Annotated in this window: 16 protein-coding genes; 4 read left to right on the top strand and 12 right to left on the bottom strand. The window is 71.1% G+C overall.

What is annotated here, in order from left to right; genetic code table 11:
• Positions 1–100 precede the first annotated feature (100 nt).
• Positions 101–2,401 carry a hypothetical protein gene (locus tag ACQP0N_RS12735; protein ID WP_433120197.1) on the bottom strand — a complete coding sequence of 767 codons (2,301 nt, stop codon included), beginning with the start codon at positions 2,399–2,401 and terminating at the stop codon, positions 101–103.
• Complete coding sequence (locus ACQP0N_RS12730) at positions 2,398–3,264, bottom strand: hypothetical protein (RefSeq protein ID WP_433120195.1); 867 nt, start codon at positions 3,262–3,264, stop codon at positions 2,398–2,400. Before ACQP0N_RS12730 ends, ACQP0N_RS12735 begins: the two co-directional genes overlap by 4 nt.
• Before the next feature lie 290 nt (positions 3,265–3,554).
• Here ACQP0N_RS12730 and ACQP0N_RS12725 point away from each other — a divergent pair, with 290 nt between their 5' ends.
• A complete protein-coding gene (locus ACQP0N_RS12725) occupies positions 3,555–4,268 on the top strand; it encodes a Crp/Fnr family transcriptional regulator (protein ID WP_433120193.1) in 714 nt (237 codons plus the stop codon).
• Positions 4,269–4,311: 43 nt separating this feature from the next.
• Here the strand turns inward: ACQP0N_RS12725 and pheT are convergent, their stop codons facing one another.
• The 9 genes from pheT to ACQP0N_RS12680 form a co-directional block, all read right to left on the bottom strand.
• A complete protein-coding gene (pheT, locus tag ACQP0N_RS12720) occupies positions 4,312–6,861 on the bottom strand; it encodes a phenylalanine--tRNA ligase subunit beta (protein WP_433120191.1) in 2,550 nt (849 codons plus the stop codon).
• A 40-nt stretch (positions 6,862–6,901) separates the two neighbouring features.
• On the bottom strand, positions 6,902–7,981 hold the full coding sequence (gene pheS, locus ACQP0N_RS12715; protein ID WP_433120189.1) for a phenylalanine--tRNA ligase subunit alpha: 1,080 nt from the start codon (positions 7,979–7,981) through the stop codon (positions 6,902–6,904).
• A gap of 216 nt (positions 7,982–8,197) precedes the next feature.
• Complete coding sequence (locus ACQP0N_RS12710; protein WP_355053111.1) at positions 8,198–8,995, bottom strand: TrmH family RNA methyltransferase; 798 nt, start codon at positions 8,993–8,995, stop codon at positions 8,198–8,200.
• 83 nt (positions 8,996–9,078) lie between these two features.
• Positions 9,079–9,471 carry a 50S ribosomal protein L20 gene (gene rplT / locus ACQP0N_RS12705; RefSeq protein WP_007458417.1) on the bottom strand — a complete coding sequence of 131 codons (393 nt, stop codon included), beginning with the start codon at positions 9,469–9,471 and terminating at the stop codon, positions 9,079–9,081.
• Between the two features lie 32 nt (positions 9,472–9,503).
• The gene (gene rpmI / locus ACQP0N_RS12700) at positions 9,504–9,698 is read right to left on the bottom strand and encodes a 50S ribosomal protein L35 (RefSeq protein ID WP_355053110.1); all 195 of its coding nucleotides are present in this window, start codon (positions 9,696–9,698) and stop codon (positions 9,504–9,506) included.
• 20 nt (positions 9,699–9,718) lie between these two features.
• Positions 9,719–10,366 (bottom strand): translation initiation factor IF-3, encoded by a 648-nt coding sequence (gene infC / locus ACQP0N_RS12695; protein WP_355053109.1) that lies wholly within the window; start codon positions 10,364–10,366, stop codon positions 9,719–9,721.
• A gap of 502 nt (positions 10,367–10,868) precedes the next feature.
• Entirely contained in the window at positions 10,869–11,342 is a 474-nt protein-coding gene (locus ACQP0N_RS12690; RefSeq protein WP_396802300.1) for a PH domain-containing protein, read from the bottom strand.
• Between the two features lie 317 nt (positions 11,343–11,659).
• The gene (gene hisG / locus ACQP0N_RS12685; RefSeq protein ID WP_433120185.1) at positions 11,660–12,505 is read right to left on the bottom strand and encodes an ATP phosphoribosyltransferase; all 846 of its coding nucleotides are present in this window, start codon (positions 12,503–12,505) and stop codon (positions 11,660–11,662) included.
• Positions 12,506–12,550: 45 nt separating this feature from the next.
• Positions 12,551–12,814, bottom strand: a complete 264-nt coding sequence (locus ACQP0N_RS12680) for a phosphoribosyl-ATP diphosphatase (protein ID WP_355053106.1) — start codon at positions 12,812–12,814, stop codon at positions 12,551–12,553.
• Between the two features lie 133 nt (positions 12,815–12,947).
• On the opposite strand from ACQP0N_RS12680, the gene ACQP0N_RS12675 reads away from it, so the two are divergent.
• The 3 genes from ACQP0N_RS12675 to ACQP0N_RS12665 all read left to right on the top strand — a co-directional run bounded on the left by ACQP0N_RS12675 (position 12,948) and on the right by ACQP0N_RS12665 (position 15,423).
• Positions 12,948–13,808: an ABC transporter substrate-binding protein gene (locus ACQP0N_RS12675; protein WP_355053105.1), complete on the top strand. Its 861-nt coding sequence runs from the start codon at positions 12,948–12,950 to the stop codon at positions 13,806–13,808.
• A gap of 101 nt (positions 13,809–13,909) precedes the next feature.
• Positions 13,910–14,677, top strand: coding sequence for an amino acid ABC transporter permease (locus tag ACQP0N_RS12670; protein ID WP_355053146.1), 768 nt, complete (start codon positions 13,910–13,912; stop codon positions 14,675–14,677).
• Between the two features lie 2 nt (positions 14,678–14,679).
• Complete coding sequence (locus ACQP0N_RS12665) at positions 14,680–15,423, top strand: amino acid ABC transporter ATP-binding protein (protein ID WP_433120182.1); 744 nt, start codon at positions 14,680–14,682, stop codon at positions 15,421–15,423.
• A 58-nt stretch (positions 15,424–15,481) separates the two neighbouring features.
• Here the strand turns inward: ACQP0N_RS12665 and ribH are convergent, their stop codons facing one another.
• Positions 15,482–15,982: a 6,7-dimethyl-8-ribityllumazine synthase gene (gene ribH / locus ACQP0N_RS12660; protein WP_355053145.1), complete on the bottom strand. Its 501-nt coding sequence runs from the start codon at positions 15,980–15,982 to the stop codon at positions 15,482–15,484.

Raw genomic sequence — 15,982 nt, 5'->3', positions numbered from 1 at the left:
GGGGGCTCGGTCGGCGGGAAGAACGCATGCCACCAGCGGCGGCGTTCCATCTGCCCAGGTATGGGTGCTCTCGTGCCGGGGCCACCGACCGGGCCTGCGCTCATCGCGTCTCCTCATCGATCAGTCGTTGTACGTCGTCGAGCAGGTCGTGGTGTGGCATCACCGGACGCCACACGTGGTGAAGCTGATGGTTCAGGCGATGACGCAGGGCCGGCTGTCCAGCGATGACGTGACGCAGCAGGTCAAGGCAGTGGCCGGCGACGACCGGCTGCTGGTCCGCCCGGTCCAACCAGAAGCCCAGGGTTCGCCACGATCGGTACGCCGTCTTCGGCAGGCTCAGGGCGGTCGCCCAGAGGACGGCCAAATCGACCAGATCTATCGTTCGCTGATCCACCAGGTGCAGCAGCTCCGGCCAGTGCTCTCTGGGCGGTTCTGCCCAACGGTCCGCGAGCACCCGCAGGGTCCGCGCGGCATGGAGTTGCACCTCGGGGTCGGCGGACGCGGTCCAGTCCACCAGCGCCGGCACGACGCTCGCACCATGACCGTTCTGATATACCTCGACCAGCCCGCGGACGACGGAGTTGTTCCGCCGCTGCATCCGGGCCTGCGCGATCTGGCGCAACTGGACCAACGCCGCGTCCGGCCAGACCCGGGCCAGCCCCAGGCTGTACGCACGTGCCACGGTGTCCTGTAGATGCGCTGCCGGCCCGGCGGCCCACTGATCGAGCTCGGCGCGGACCCGGTAGCGCAACGTCGGCTGCATGGCCATGGCGACCAGCACGATCGCTGCCGCTTGTCGGACCCCAGCACGCCGTTCCCGGGCCAAATCCCGCACCGTGTCGAGGGCCGCCTGCACATCGCGCGTCGCCGACCACCCGATGGCCCCGGCGGCGGCCTGCCGGACCGGTGGAAGGCCCTCTCGGATCAGGTCTGCGAGCCAGCCGAGGAGCTGTCCGGGCGACCACCAGTCAGTCCACGCGACGTCCAGCAGTGCCGCCCGGATCGACTCGGTACCCGCCGGGAAGTCGATCCGACACCCACCCGGCACACGCGCGTCCGGCACCCGTGTGACGGCTTGGCTCAGTGTCGACCCCACCAGCGCGTCGATCGCGGCCCCCCGGAGGGGTGCACCCACCGGCGTCACCTCGTGGAAGTCCCATCGGGCCAGACGTTGAGCTGCCTCGTGCATCTCGGCCACGGGCTGCCCGGCCAGCACGGCGCAGGAGAGGCGGAACGCACGCACCTCGTCGCTGGTGAACCCGTCGATCGCCTCGCCGCCACCTCGCACGTCGAGGATCTCGACGGCCCGCTCACGGAGTTGAAGCGGCAGAAACTGCTCCAGCCGCTCGGTCAGAGCGCCAGCCTTGGGAACGGTGGGAGCGATCGTCGCGACTACCTTCAGAACCTCGCTGGGCCGAGGCTCTCCGGCCAGATAGGCCGACAACAGTGGGTGTTCGGCGCAGTCCAGATCCACATACCTCTTCAGGCAGCGTCCATCACAGGTGTCCGTGCACCAGCCGACACAGTGCCCTCTGAGCTGACGGCGAAGCTGCGCCCGGAACACCTCGGCTGCCGGGGCCGGGCGATGATCAACGACGTGGGCGACGAGGTCGCGCTTCCGCTGGGAGAAGTCACCGACCAGGACCACCGTCGTTCCCGAGGTCGCGGCCCTGGCAGCCAGCGCCACCAGTGTGAATCCGTCGACCGCGCGGACAACCACCTCACTCAGTCGGACCACGTAGCCGTGCCCCGCAGGCAACGACGCTCCCGCGCCGAGCAGATCGGACAACTGTTCGACGCCGCCGAGCACGCAGACCCGGTCGAACCCGTGCCTGCGGGCCACCGCCAGGGTGGCCGACGTATACCGTCCACTCCCGACCGGCCCGGAAAGGCAGACCAGGTGCTGATGCCGGAGATAGTGATCGAGTCGCTGGTCAGTGGACGTGAATGCGTACCCGCTCGCAGTCTCGCGGACGTTCGCCTCGGCAAGTGTCTCGAACCAGACGCGCCCAGCCCCGTCGGACAGCGCAGTGGTGAGGTTGACCGTCCCGATCGCGACGGCGCCATGTCCGGTGGCGTTCTGTCCCTGGACCTGAACATCACCTACATCGATGCCCCCCGAGCCACCCAGCAGGGCGGCCAGCCGACGCAGCACGTCCGCGGGGTCGAGGACGTCCTCCGTCTCATCCGCCTCCTCCTCGGGCGGTTCCTCGGCCAAGCCCGCCTCATCCTCACCATCGACGGAATCCGTGAGTGTTGATCCGTCCCGCGCCCCGTTTAGCACACCATCGCCGGAGTCATCTAACGGGACATCGGCAGAGCGCTCATCCGACCCGTCGTGCAGCAGGTCCTTCAGATCCCGCTCAGCGCCGGCGGAGGCAGGAAGGTGCTGACCGATCATCGGGGCTTGCCGAAGTTCGCGTCGCGGCCGATCGAGCCGATCGCCGTCGCGCCCGGGCCGATCGCGTTCTGTCCCTTGACGCTGATGTCGCCGGTGCGGATTCCACCGTGCTCCGTCTCGCTGGTGACCGGCTTCGCCTCGGTCGTGCCCTCCGGCTTCTCCGCAGACTGCGCATCACCCTGGCCAGGGCTCGCTGCCACGCCCTGGATCGCGGCGCCGTTGATGTCCTCGTCCACCACGCAGAGCCAGGCGTCCTCGCGGAATTCCTTGTCCGGGTGGGCAACCTCGATCCGAACGAACCGCTCCGGCCGCATCTCCTCCGGGTACTCGGTGACCACATCGCGAAAGATCTCGGTCGAGACGACAAGCGCGACGCCGGCACCAGGGAAGGCGGCCAGCGCCTGCTTGACCGGAGCGGCCTCGCCCAACCGACAGACGAACACCACGGCGTTGCCCGGGAAGCCGTTCGCACCGTCGAGATGCACCAACCCCTGATGCACCGCCACCCTGAGCCGAATCCGGGCAGCCGGGAGACGGCTGCTGTTGTGGTGGCGTAGCCGCCGGTTCAACTCCGGAACGAACCTGCCGATCACCCGCGACTCGGAGACCTCACGAGGCACAATCGCCAGCTCGCCATCGCCCGCCTGCTGAGTCGTCCAGGCCACCCGGTCAAGACCGACAGCGTCGGCGGCCTCGTGCAGCAGCTCTCGGAAGTGCCGCTGCGCCTCGTACTGTTGGACATTGCTGCGTCTGCTGTACCGCTCCATGTCCACAGAAATCAACAAGCGCCGCTCGGGATGTCGCATCCAACTTCCGCCCTTCTTCATCCGGCTCGCCCCGCGGGCAAGCACCGCAGGAGCCATCGAACCGGTATGCGCGGGACGGGATCCCGTAGAACTACGGCATCCCAGGCGGAAGTCGAGAACCCGTCATCCCGTCCTGCTGAGGGATCAACCAGCCACCCACGCGCTGTGCTTGTCGCATGAGGACGGATCTGCTCGACCTGCTGCTCAGCCTCGGGTTACCCCCGACGGTGGTGTTGGCCCTGACAGCGGTGCGCCTGCTGATCGACGTGATAGCCGAAGCTGGGGCATCGCGCTACGCGCAGGAACCGATACGCTTCGGCAGCTGTCCCTGGAGAAGGAGGCTGCGGGTGCTACGACCACGCGACCTGGCCGGCGACACGTGGCCCTACGGCACGTTCCTGCAACGGCTCGCTCCACGGGAGCGGACGGCACTACTGCGGTTGGGTGTCCGTCGTCAGGTCCCCGCCGGGCAGATCGTGATCCACGAGGGCGTACGGGAGACCCATCTCGTACTCCTCGAAGAGGGCCTTACCAAGGTCACCGCCACGCTGCCGGACGGCCGGCCTGCTCTCCTGTCGCTCCGCGTTGGGGGCGACCTCGTGGGCGAGATGTCCGCGCTCAACAACGAACCCCGCTCCGCTACCGTGACGACCTGCGGGCCGGCGATCTACAGCGTGATCCAGCCGGACCGTTTCAAACGGTTCCTCAAGGAGCACCCGGACGCCGCTCTCGAACTCGCCGCGATGGTCTCCGACCGGCTGCGCTGGTCCAATCGACGGCGGATCGACTTCACCTCGTACTCGGTGAAACTGCGGGTGGCCCGGGTGATCGCCGACCTCTGCCGCAGCCACGGTCGACAGGGGCCGGACGGCGTCATCATCGACGTTCGGCTTACGCAGCCCGACCTGGCGACCATCTGCGGCGCCTCCGAGACCGCCATCCAGAAGGCCCTGCGAGAGCTGCGATCGGACGGATTGGTCGACACCGACTACCGTCGGATCACCGTCTGTGATCTACCAGGCCTACGCGAACTCGGCGAGCTGGAGTCCGACGACGGCTGACGGGCCTCTCCCCCCGCGCAGGAGGAGAGGCCCGTCCGCTGTGTCAGGCGCCGCGCAGGGTGGCGCCGAAGCGCTCGGCCGCGACGGCGACCGCCGCGTCCCGGGCGGCCAGCGCCTCCTCGACGGTCAGCGTCCGGTCCGGCGCGCGGAACGTCAGCTTGTACGCCAGCGACCGTCGACCCTCGCCGAGCTGCGCGCCGGAGTACACGTCGAACAGTCGCACGTCCTCCAACAGCTCGCCGGCGCCCGCCTCCAGCGCCCGACGCACCTGTTCGGCCGGGACCGACTCGTCGAGCACCAGCGCCACGTCGATCAACGCCGGCGGGAACCCGGACACCGTCGGCGCGGGAACCACCGGCACCGGCGGCAGCACGTCCAGGTCCAGCTCCATGGCGCAGGTGCGGCGGGGCAGCTCCAGGGCCGCCACCGCCGCCGGGTGCAGCTCACCGGCGTGCCCGACGACGGTGTCGTCGACCCGCAGCTCGGCGCAGCGGCCGGGGTGCCACGGCGCGTACTCGGCGGCGCGTACCTCGACCCGCTCGTCGGGGATGCCGGCGGCGGCCAGCACGTCCCGGGCCGCCTCGATGGCGTCCGCCCAGCCGGCCGGGCGGCCCGCGCCCCACCAGCCGGCCGGGTCCAGGTCACCGGCGAGCACCGCCGCGACGTGCACCGGTTGGGCCGGCACGACCGCGTCGGCGGCGGCGAACTCCTCGTCGGTGGGTCGCCGGTCCACGCCCATCGCGGGCGGGCTGCCGGCGTCGGGGCGCGGATGGAAGACCGCGCCGATCTCGTACAGGGCGAGGTCGCGGTGACCCCGGCCGAGGTTGCGCTTGAGGATGCCGAGCAGCGGACCGAGCAGCGTGGTGCGCAGCAGCGGCTCCTCCTCGGACAGCGGGTTGGCGAGGCGCACCGCGGGTCGACGCGGATCGTCGGCCGGCAGTCCGAGCTGGTCGGCCAGCTCCGGGGAGACGAAGGGGTGCGCGAGCACCTCCACGTACCCCCGCTCGGCCAGCGACCATGCGACGGCCCGGCGGCGACGCTGGCGCGGGGTCAGACCGTTCCCGGGCGGCGCGGTCGGCAGCACCGACGGCACCTTGTCGTACCCGTCGAGGCGGACGACCTCCTCGACCAGGTCGGCCGGGTCGGTCAGGTCGGGCCGCCAGCTCGGCGGGGTGACGCTCAGCACCGACCCGGCGCCGCTGGCCGTGCCGACCGCTCCCGGGTCCTCGGAGAGCCGGTCCGCGCCCTGCGCGACCGTGCATCCCACCTGCTCCAGCAGGGCGACGACCCGCGCCGGCGGGTACTCGACGCCGACCCGCCGGGTCGCCAGGTCCGCCGGCAGGGTGATCGGGGTACGCGGCCGGACGTGGTCGATGTCCAGGATCTCGGCGCTCGGAGCGCCGCCGCCGTGCTCGGTGAGCAGCCCCACGGCCCGCTCCAGCGCGACCAGCGGCACCGCCGGGTCGACGCCCCGCTCCCAGCGCTTCGCGGCCTCGCTGAACAGCTTGTGCCGGCGGGCCGTGCGCCCGACCATGGCCGGGTCCCAGTGGGCGGCCTCGAAGAGCACGTTTGTGGTTTTTCCGGTGTCGACCTCGCTGGTCTCGCCGCCCATCACCGCCGCGAGCGAGATCGGACCCGTGTCGTCGCAGATGACCATGTCGTCGGCGGTGAGCACACGGCTGACACCGTCCAGGGTGGTCAGCTTCTCCCCCGCCTCGGCACGACGGACCACCAGCGGGCCGGCGATCCGGTCGGCGTCGAAGGCGTGCATCGGCTGGCCCAGCTCCAACATCACGTAGTTGGTGATGTCGACGGGCAGCGAGATGCTGCGGATGCCGGCGGTGACGAGCCGCTGGGCCATCCACGACGGCGTGGGCGCGGCCGGGTCGACGCCGCGCACCAGGCGGGCGGCGTACCGGTCACAGCCGACCGTGTCGCGGACCTCGACCGGGTACGCCGGCGTCGGCGTTCCGCTCGGGGCGGGCGCCAGGGCCGGGTCGTGCAGCGGCACGTCGAACGCGTGCGACAGCTCCCGGGCCAGACCGCGCAGGCTCAGCGCGTACCCCCTGTCCGGGGTGATTTCCAGCTCGAACACGACGTCGTCGAGGCCCACGACGGACCGCGCGTCGTCGCCCGGCTTGGCGGCCACCTCCGGCGGCAGCACGATGATGCCGGAGTGGTCGTCGCCCAGGCCCAGCTCCTTGGCCGAGCAGATCATGCCGGCCGAGTTGTGCCCGTACGTCTTGCGCGCGCCGATCGCGAACCCGCCGGGCAGCACGCCGCCGGGCAGGATCACCACGACCCGGTCGCCGACGGCGAAGTTGCGCGCCCCGCAGACGATCTCCTGCGGCTCGCCGGTGCCGTTGGCGGCGCCCACGTCCACCCGGCAGAACCGGATCGGCTTCTTGAAGCCGGTCAGCTCCTCGATCTCGCGTACCTCGCCGACGACGAGCTGACCGGTGACGCTCGCGCGCAGGTCCAGTACGGACTCGACCTCGATGCCGAGGTCGACCAGGGCCTGCTCCAGGTCACCGGTGGGTAGGTCGGCGGGGAGGTCGACGTACTCCCGCAGCCAACTGACAGAAACTCGCATGACTTCAGACCACCGTTCCCGTGTCTCGTACCCGCATCGCCTACGCCCCGGTCCCGAGCGCGCGGCTGAACCGCACGTCGCCCTCGAAGAGATGGCGGATGTCGCTGACCCCGTGCCGGACCATCAGGGTCCGGTCGATGCCCATGCCGAAGGCGAAGCCGGAGTAGACCTCCGGGTCGACCCCGCAGGCGCGCAGCACCCGGGGGTTGACCATCCCGCAGCCACCCCACTCGACCCACTGCGGACCGTCGCGGTGCTCCGGGAACCACACGTCGAACTCCGCCGACGGCTCGGTGAACGGGAAGTAGTGCGGCCGCCACCGGGTCTTCGCCTCGGGACCGAACATCGCCCGCGCGAAGTGGTCGAGGGTGCCCCGCAGGTGCGCCATCGTGATGCCCTTGTCGACCACCAGGCCTTCGGCCTGGTGGAACACCGGGCTGTGGGTGGCGTCGATCTCGTCGGTGCGGTAGACCCGGCCGGGAACGATCACGTAGATCGGCGGCTTGCGGCTGAGCATGGTGCGGGTCTGCACCGTCGACGTGTGCGTGCGCAGAACGAGGCCGGAGCCCGCGGACCCATCAGGGGATGCGATGTGGAACGTGTCCATCAACCCGCGCGCCGGGTGGTCGGCGGGGATGTTCAACGCGTCGAAGTTGACCCACTCCAGGTCGACCTCGGGGCCCTCGGCCACCTCGTAACCCATCCCGACGAACAGGTCGCTGATCGACTCCATGAGCGTGCTCAGCGGGTGCCGGGCACCACGGGGACGCCGGGCGTACGGCAGGGTGACGTCCACCCGCTCCTCCACGAGCACCCGCGCGGCCTGCTCGCGCTCCACCACCTCGGAGCGCTCGGCGTACGCGGTCTCGATCGCCCGGCGGGCCTCGTTGACCCGCTTGCCGGCGTCGGACTTCGCGGCCGGCGGCAACGCGCCGATCTCCCGGCGCGCGAGGGACACCGGAGACCGGTCACCGAGGTGCGCGGGGCGCAGCGCGGTCAACGCGTCCGGGTCGGCGGCGTCGTCGAACGCCTTCGTGGCGTCGGCGACGGCCTCGGCCAGGGCGGCCGGGTCGAGCAGGGCGACCTGCTTCGGGTCGTACGGATCGTTGCGGTAGCTCATGGCGTACGGGCACTCCCTCACGGCGGCGCCAGCCCGTCATCGGGGCGGCGAAGCGAGTCTACGGACGCGCGGCTGTGCCGCAGCCCGCCGGTAGGAGTTGCGCAGGGAGCAGGTCAGGCCCGCCGCCCGCCGACACCGGCGGGCTGGCTAAACGAACGCCGTGGCGCGTTCATGGACGGACGCTCTCCCCTGCTGTCAGTCGCGCCGAGGGTCACCTCAGCGCTGTGCTCTCGCTGAAGCGTACAGGCAGACGGCCGCCGCGGCAGCCAGGTTGAGGCTCTCCGCGCGCCCGTACAGCGGCACCCGCACCCGGGCGTCGGCGGCGGCGGTCAACTCCTCGGGCAGCCCGTGCGCCTCGGAACCGAACAGCCAGGCGGTGGGCCCGACGAGCCGGCCGTAGTCGGTCAGATCATCCAGGTCGTCATCGCCGTACCCGGTGGTGGCGAAGATCGACAGCCCGGCGACGCGCAGCGCGTCGACGACCGTGACCGGATCGGGCGCGCGCACCACGTCGACGTGGAACAGGCTGCCGGCGGAGGCGCGGACACACTTGCCGTTGTACGGGTCGACGGCGTCGCCGGCGAAGATCACCGCGCCCGCGCCGGCCGCGTCGGCGGTGCGCAGCACGGTGCCGGCGTTACCGGGGTCGCGGATCTCGGCGAGCACCGCCACCAGCCGGGGCGCACCCGCGAGCGCCTGCTCCAACGTCACGTCCAGGTGCCGGCAGACGGCCACCAGCCCCTGCGGGGCGACCGTCTCGGTCAGAGCCGCGATGGCGTCGTCGGTCACCTCGGAGACCGGCACGTCGGCGCGGGCCGCCGTGGCGGCCAGCTCCGGGTACCGGTCCAGCGCGGTGGTCGTACCAAAAAGCTCGGTGACCACCCCCGGCCGCGCCAGGGCCTCGCGGACCGCCTGCGGGCCCTCGGCCAGGAACCGGCCGGCCGCGTCGCGGTCCCGGCGGCGTTGCAGGCGGCGGGCGGCGACAACCCTGGGGGTACGCGGGGTGAAGGCCATGGGGTTTGCTCCTTCGGCACGATCGAGGCGCCCCCCGGACGGCGGTGCCGACGCGGGAGACGCCTCTCTCTGGTGCGTGGGGATCAGGCGGCCTGAGCCGCCGCGCCGCCGGTGCCCTCGGCCGTGACCGCAGCCCGGGCCAGCTCGACGATCGCCGCGAACGAGGCGGCGTCGTTGACGGCCATGTCGGCCAGGATCTTGCGGTCGACCTCGATGCCGGCCAGACGCAGGCCCTGGATCAGGCGGTTGTAGGTCATCCCGTTGGCCCGGGCGCCCGCGTTGATCCGCTGGATCCACAGCTGCCGGAAGTCGCCCTTGCGGTCACGACGGTCCCGGTAGGCGTACTGCATCGAGTGCAGCACCTGCTCCTTGGCCTTGCGGTACAGCCGGGAGCGCTGGCCGCGGTAACCACTCGCGGTCTCCAGCAGGGTACGACGCTTCTTCTGGGCGTTTACAGCCCGCTTGACGCGTGCCATCTCAACTCCTTCTTACGTAAAGGTGGCGCGCGTCAGCGGCCGAGCAGCTTCTTGATGCGCTTGACGTCGGCCTTGGCCAGCACGACCGTGCCGGTCAGCCGGCGGGTCTGGGTGGAGGGCTTCTTCTCCAGGTTGTGGCGCAGGCCGGCCTGCTGGGCAACGACCTTGCCCTTGCCGGTCAGCTTGACCCGCTTACCCATACCCGTGTGGCTCTTCATCTTCGGCATGTGGAACGTCTTCTCCCCTGTTACTCGCCGCTGGTGGCGGCGGTGCCGGTGTCGCCGGCTGCTGCGGTCTCGCCGACCGCCGCGGTCTCATCGGCTGCCGGAGCGGCGGACTCGTCCCCGACCCGGTCCCGAGGACCACCGCGCGACGCCGTGGCGGCGACCGCGGAAGCCTTTACGGCCCGGTGCGGAGCGAGAACCATGATCATGTTTCGGCCGTCCTGCTTGGGAGCGGCTTCGACGTATCCCAGATCCGTGATCTCGGACTCGAGCCGGCGCAGGAGCCGGTAACCCAGCTCCGGGCGGCTCTGCTCGCGACCGCGGAACATGATCGTCACCTTGACCTTGTCGCCCGCCTTGAGGAACCGCACCACGTGACCCTTCTTGGTCTCGTAGTCGTGCGGGTCGATCTTCGGCCGAAGCTTCATTTCCTTGATGACGGTCTGCTGCTGGTTACGCCGCGCTTCGCGCGCCTTGAGTGCGCTCTCGTACTTGAACTTGCCGAAGTCCATGAGCTTGCACACCGGCGGGCGCGCCATCGGCGCAACCTCGACCAGGTCCAGATCGACGTCCGCGGCCAGCTGAAGGGCGCGCTCCAGCGGGACGATGCCCACCTGCTCACCCTCTGGGCCGACCAGTCGGACCTCACGTGCCCGGATCTGCTCGTTCACGCGTGGTTCGACGCTGATGGGGCCTCCTCGAGTCGTTTCTGCTCAGGTGCCGACCCCTGCGGCTCCCGGGAGGGAACCGACTTGGAAAACAGAAGGCCCCGGCGTATGCCAGGGCCCGCTCGACCGGTCGGCACGATCACAGGATCGCGCATCCGGGACCGGGACATGCCCGGAACCGGTGACCGGACCCGGCCACCGTAGCGGCGACTCGGGTGGGAGCAGGCGCTCCGCTTTCAAGGCTGTCTGCTCGCACGCGGAGACAGCCTGGTCGACTCGACAACACTACACCGCCGCCCCGCCCACCCCCAAACCGGGCACGACCGGCAGATCGCGGGGTGCGCGGGCCGCGCGGCGCGCGGTGATCAAGAGGTTTGCGTCACGACACGCCGTGCCCCGTGACGCAAACCTCTTGATCACCGCACTGAGTCAGCTTCGAGCTGGCGTGGGGAGGCGTCGGGGAGGCATTGCGGGAGCGCGGTGGTTCGCGTGCGGGGGTGGGTGCTCAGCTGCCGACGGCGCGTTCGGCGAGGCGGGCCTGGTGGGCCTCGTGCAGCCGGCGCAGGGCGCGCACCCCGTCGACGGCCAACTCCTTGTCGGCCGCTTGGAGCGCGATCAACGGCAGCAGGTCGTCGTCGTGCAGTTCCAGGCTGGCCCAGGGCGCTCCGCGATCGAAGCGGACACCCCGGACAACCTCCCAGGGCAGCTCGTAGGAGCTGATCACGTTACGCACCCGGATGCGCCGCTCGTCCGCTTCGATGCGCGGGCGGGTGAACAGCAGGAAGCCCAATGCCCCGAAGATGCCGAGGCCGATCATGGCGATCTGGTCACCGCGCTGGAAGCTGCCGTACCCGTCGCCGGTCGGCCCGGTCAGCGAGGTGGCGACCAGGGCGAACACCACCACCAGCACGATCGCCGCGGACCAGCACACCACCCGGATGCGGCGGGGCTTGAGGCGGACCAGCTCGGTGTCACTCACTCCCCCAGTCTGCCACTCACGTCCGCTCGATCCGCGCACCACCCGCCGAGGCGCCACCCGCCGCCGCAAGATCGTGCTCGATCCACGATGTAGTGGTATCGGTGGCGGGCTGACGCCACTACATCCTGGATCGAGCGTGATCTTGCCCCCGGGACGCCGGACGGGGAACGCCGGACGCCGGGCGCCGGGCGCCAGGCGGACCTCCGTGCACCGCACCGGCGCAGGACAGCGGTGATCCACCCGAGGTCGGCGAAGTGGGAGTCACCCGCGCGGGTGGACACCCCCACTTGCGCGATCTCGGGTGGATCAACCGGCGGTCAGAGGCGGCAGGCGTGGATGTTGGTGACCAGGATGGCGCGGGCGCCCAGGTCGTACAGCTCATCCATGATCCGGTGCACGTCGTCGCTGAGCACCATGGCCTGCACGGCCACCCAGCCCTCGCGGTGCAGCGGCGAGACCGTGGGCGACTCGATGCCGGGGGTCAACCCGCTGGCCCGGTCCAGCAGACCGGCCGGCACGTCGTAGGCGAGCATCACGTAACGGCGGGCCACCAGCACGCCGTGCAGGCGGCGCAGGAGCTGCTCGGCCTGCGGGTGGGCCGGCGCGCCGGCCCGGCGCACCAGCACCGCCGACGAGCGCAGCAGCGGCTCGCCGAACACGACGAGGCCCGCCTGACGCAGCGTCGCTCCGGTCTCCACCACGTCCGCGATCACGTCGGCCACCCCGAGGCGTACGGCGTTCTCCACCGCGCCGTCGAGGCGGATCACCTCGGCCTTGACGCCCGCCTCGTCGAGGTGCCGCTCGACCAGCCCCGGGTACGCGGTGGCGATCCGGTGCCCGCCCAACTCCTGAACGGAGTCGATGTCGTCGGGGCGGGCGGCGAACCGGAAGGTGGCCCGGCCGAAGGCGAGATCGACGACCTCCTCGGCGGGCGCGGCCGAGTCGATCAGCAGGTCACGGCCGGTGATGCCGAGGTCGAGATCACCGGAGCCGACGTAGGTGGCGATGTCCTTGGGACGCAGGTAGAAGAATTCGACGTCGTTGGCCTCGTCCCGGCAGACGAGGTCCTTGGGATCGGTGCGCTGGCGGTAACCCGCCTCGCGCAGCATCTGGGCGGCCGGCTCGGCCAGGGTGCCCTTGTTGGGGATGGCGACACGCAGCATGACGGAGTGCTCCTTCGATCGAATCTGATCAACGACGGGGCGCACTCACAGATGTCGGTAGACGTCCTCGAGCTCGAGACCGCTGGCGAGCATCAGCACCTGGACCTGGTAGAGCAGTTGGGAGATCTCCTCGGCGGTGCGCTGGGGCCCCTCGTGCTCGGCGGCCATCCACGACTCGGCCGCCTCCTCGACGACCTTCTTGCCGATGAAGTGCACGCCCTTGTCCAGAGCGGCGACGGTGCCCGAGCCCGGGGTGCCGGCGGCGGCCTTGGCCTGCAGCTCGGCGAACAACTCCTCGAACGTCTTCACGGGGAACGATTCTTCCAGCCGCCGGGCCGCCACCGGACGTCCGGGTCCGGCCGAACCCAGCAGGCGGACAATTCCCTATCGTCACGGTGGGAAGATCTTCGATCGATGCCCGTGGAGCTTTACGCTGTCCGCCATGGCCAGCCGCTCACGTCTTCTCGCGCTCACCCTCGTCGGCGCCGTCGTCGGCGCCGTCGCCGCCTGTGCGCCGCAGGACGAACCGACTCCCACCGTCACCGCCGCGCCGTCCTGCGTCAAGGACAGCCTGCCCACCCGTACGGCGGGCAAGCTCACCATCGCCACCGACCAGCCGGCGTACGAGCCGTGGTTCCGGCAGGACAAGCCGGAGAACGGCGAGGGCTTCGAGGCCGCCGTCGCGTACGCCGTGGCCGAGAAGCTGGGCTACGCGCGGGGGGACGTCACCTGGACCCGGGTGAAGTTCGACACCGCGATCGCGCCCGGGGAGAAGACCTTCGACTTCGACATCAACCAGTTCTCGGTCACCGAGGAGCGCAAACAGGCGGTGGACTTCTCCGCGCCGTACTACCTGGTGCGGCAGACGGTCATCGCGCTCAAGTCGTCGAAGATCGCCGGCAAGAAGACCGTGGCCGACCTGAAGGGCGCCAAGCTCGGGGCCCAGGTCGGCACGACCAGCTACCAGGCGATCACCGACGTCATCAAGCCCACCGTGAAGCCGCAGGTCTACAACAGCAACGACGACGCCAAGAAGGCCCTGCAGAACGGGCAGATCGACGGTCTCGTGGTGGACCTGCCGACGGCCTTCTACATCACCGGCGCGGAGGTCACCGACGCGGTGATCGTCGGCCAGGTGCCGCGGGTCGGCGTGCCGGAGGTGTTCGGGCTGCTGCTGGACAAGAACTCGCCGCTGACCCGCTGTGTGAGCGGAGCGGTGGGTCAGCTCAGCGAGGCCGGCACGCTGAAGGAGTTGGAGCAGAAATGGCTCGCGCAGGTGGCGGGCGCGGCCGAGCTGACGTGACGCCGCGGGAAACCACCCCCGCCGTAACGCCACCGGCGCACACCCCCTCGGCGGCCCAGGCACGGCGAACGGCGTACCGGCGTCGACAGACCGTCTACAGCGTGCTGGTCGCGGCCTCGTCCACGGCGGCGCTCGGCACGTTGCTGGTCGTCGCGGTGACCGGCGCGCCGGGCTGGGACCGGGTACGGGAGTCGTTCCTGGACCCGAGGATCGCCGCCGACGCGCTGCCGGCCGTGTTGGACGGGCTCTGGCTCAACGTACGGCTGCTGGTCTGCTGCGCGGCCGGGGCCCTGCTGTTGGGGCTGGTGATCGCCGTGCTGCGGACGCTGCGCGGCCCGATCTTCTTCCCGGTACGGGCGCTGGCCGCCGGCTACACGTACACGTTCCGCGGCCTACCGCTGATCATCGTGCTCTACCTGCTCACCCTCGGCGTCCCCGGGTTGCGGCTGCGGGGCATGCCGTCGGTGCTGGTGCTGGGCGGGCTGGCGCTGGTGCTCACCTACGGCGGCTACCTCGCCGAGGTGTTCCGGGCCGGCATCGAGTCGGTGCACCCCAGCCAACTCGCGGCGGCGCGGTCGCTCGGCCTGACCTACCGGCAGACGATGCGGCACGTGGTGCTGCCGCAGGCCGTCCGCCGGGTGGCGCCACCGCTGCTCAACGACGTGGTGGCCCTACAGAAGGATGTCGGGCTGGTCTCGCTCGCCGGTCCGATCGACGCGGTCCGGGCCGCCCAGATCGCCACCGCCCAGACGTTCAACTACACGCCGTACATCGTGGCGGGCGTGCTGTTCGTACTGCTCGCGATCCCGCTGATCGCGGTCACCGACTGGGTGACGCTGCGCTCGGCCCGTCGCCAGTCGGGAGGCTGACCATGACGCTGCTGCGCTGCCGGGGGCTGCGCAAGGAGTTCGCCGGCCACGTCGTGCTGGACGGGCTCGACCTGACGGTCGCCGAGCACCGGGTGGTGGCGCTGATCGGGGCGTCCGGGTCGGGCAAGTCCACGCTCCTGCGGTGCGTGAACCTCCTCGACGAGCTGGACGACGGCACGATCGAGCTGGACGGGGAGGACATCTCCGACCCACGGGTCGACGCCGACCGGGTACGCCGGCGGATCGGCATGGTGTTCCAGGCGTACAACCTGTTTCCGCACCTGAGCGTGTTGGACAACATCACCCTCGCGCCCCGGCGCGTACACCGGCGAACCCGTGCGGAGGCCGAGGCCCAGGCCCGCGACCTGCTCGACCGGGTGGGGCTGGGCGCGAAGGCGCACGCCTACCCGGACGGGCTCTCCGGCGGGCAGCAGCAGCGGGTGGCGATCGTCCGGGCGCTGGCGAACTCGCCTCGGCTCATGCTGCTCGACGAGGTCACCTCGGCGCTGGACCCGGAACTCGTGGGCGAGGTGCTGACGATGATCCGGGATCTGAAGGCCGACGGGATGACCATGGTGCTGGCCACCCACGAGATGGGCTTCGCCCGGGAGGTCGCCGACGAGGTGTGCTTCCTCGACGCGGGGCGCGTCGTCGAGAGCGGCCCGCCGGAGCAGGTGCTCGGCGAGCCGACGCAGCCCCGTACCCGGCAGTTCCTCCGCCGGATCATCGAGGCCGGCCGGCTCTGAGACCGGACGGCCGCCGTCGGGCCCGACCGCGACCCGGCCCGGCCGCGGGCCGAGCGGGTCAGCCGGCGAAGCCGACCCGCTGCGCGTTGCCCGCCGCCACCGTCCGCACGGCCAGCGCGGCGTCGAGCGCCGCGACGGTCGCCGCCCAGCCCTTGTCCTCCGCCGAGCCGGGCAGCCCGGCGCGGTCCCGGGCCTGCTCGATGGTCTCCACGGTGAGCACACCGTGCGCGACCGGCTTGCCCTCGTCCAGCGCCACCCGCGTCAGCCCGTCGGTGACCGACCGGCACACGTAGTCGAAATGGGCGGTCGCGCCCCGGACGACCACGCCGAGCGCGACCACCACGTCGCAGCGGCGGGCGAGGGCCTGGGCGACGACGGGCAGCTCGACCGAGCCGGCGACGCGGGCGACCACGGATCGCGCGCCGCACGCCTCGGCGGCGGCGACCGCGCGCTCCAGCATGTGGTCGGTCAGGTCGCCGTGCCAGCGCGCGGCCACCACGCCGACGGTCAGCCCCGCGGCGTCCACCGCGTCGACTCCCGGCTCACCGAAACCCGCCAT

Origin of the sequence: Micromonospora sp. CA-246542 (genome assembly GCF_050942905.1) — a bacterium.
Classification (GTDB): Bacteria; Actinomycetota; Actinomycetes; order Mycobacteriales; family Micromonosporaceae; genus Micromonospora.
This window is presented reverse-complemented; position numbering and strand designations above follow the sequence as displayed.